The sequence below is a fragment of the Legionella feeleii genome (assembly GCF_001467625.1).
Taxonomy (GTDB): Bacteria; Pseudomonadota; Gammaproteobacteria; order Legionellales; family Legionellaceae; genus Tatlockia; species Tatlockia feeleii.
This window is the reverse complement of sequence record NZ_LNYB01000042.1, coordinates 1-1160: the sequence shown is the minus strand read 5'-3', so window position 1 is coordinate 1160 and position 1160 is coordinate 1. Positions and strand designations below refer to the sequence as shown.

Here is a 1160-nt window from a genome sequence, read left to right as displayed (position 1 = left end):
CAGAACAATTAAAATCAGTTGAAAACATTTGCGGTGCCATTCTTCCAGACGGGACAGAAAAAGATTGTTAATCCTTAATCTAATTTCAAAATTATTGCGCCTTAGTGAGCAGGATCACAGGAACTGATGAAAAAAACACCCGACAGCTACAACGGCATCTCCAATCCCCATGACCAGTTTTTTAGAACGGTCATGGCTGATAAGCGTGTGGCAACCCAATTTCTCAAAGCGCATTTGCCTAAAGATTTATGTGAGAGGATTGATTTTGACTGTTTGACGATGGAACCTCGCTCCTTTATTAATGATGTGCGCAAAGAAACGACTGTCGATATTTTATTTAAAACCCGTATCGACGGAGAGGAAGCGTACATCTATCTTTTGCTGGAACACCAGTCAACGCCCGATGAGCTGATGCCATTTCGGATTGTTAAATACAGCTGCAATGCGATTGATTACTGCCTTAAAATCAACAAAACCAAAAAAATTCCCTTCATCTACCCGCTGGTCATTTACCATGGCAAACAACCCTATCCTTTTTCAACCGATATTAATGATTTAGTGGATGCACCAAAACTATTGGTTGAGAAGTATTTTTTAAAGCCCTTCCAACTACTGGATTTAGGGCGCATTGACGATGAAACCATCAGGCAAAATGCCTGGTCTGGCATTTTGGAGTTTGCTCTAAAGCATATTTTTGCCCGCGATATCCTGCCTCATCTGCGCAATATCGCTGATCTTATGCAACAGGTTGATCGGCAGGGTGGCGGTGATTACCTTGCAATTGTGCTACAATATTTGCTGGAACGAGGTGAACTAAGCGATAAAGACGCTTTCTTTAACCTCATTGATCAACAGATTTCACATCAGGTTGGAGAAAAAATCATGAGTCTTGCTGAACAGTTACGGCAGGAAGGTATACGCGAAGGGGAGCATAAGAAAGAGATTGAAATTGCTGAACGTATGTTGGCAGAAGGCTCCGATCCTGTTTTTATTGAAAAAATTACCGCACTATCCATCAATCAGATTAAAAAGCTCGCTAAAAATATGGATTAACGGTTTTGATGCTTTCCTGGGGTTCTAGCCGCAAACCTCAGAAATTTCCGGACGGTTTTTGGTCACTTTGCTTTTTCTTAACCTCCGCAAAAGAACCTTGCCTATTA

At 41.4% G+C, this 1160-nt stretch carries 1 protein-coding gene; it reads left to right on the top strand.

Annotated elements, in window-relative coordinates; all coding sequences use genetic code 11:
• Positions 1–126: 126 nt before the first annotated feature.
• The gene (locus Lfee_RS06360; protein ID WP_058445031.1) at positions 127–1053 is read left to right on the top strand and encodes an Rpn family recombination-promoting nuclease/putative transposase; all 927 of its coding nucleotides are present in this window, start codon (positions 127–129) and stop codon (positions 1051–1053) included.
• Positions 1054–1160 lie beyond the last annotated feature (107 nt).

Coding starts and splice junctions, on each gene's coding strand:
- Lfee_RS06360 (WP_058445031.1), top strand. CDS start 127: ATGAAAAAAACACCCGACAGCTACAACGGCATCTCCAATCCCCATGAC.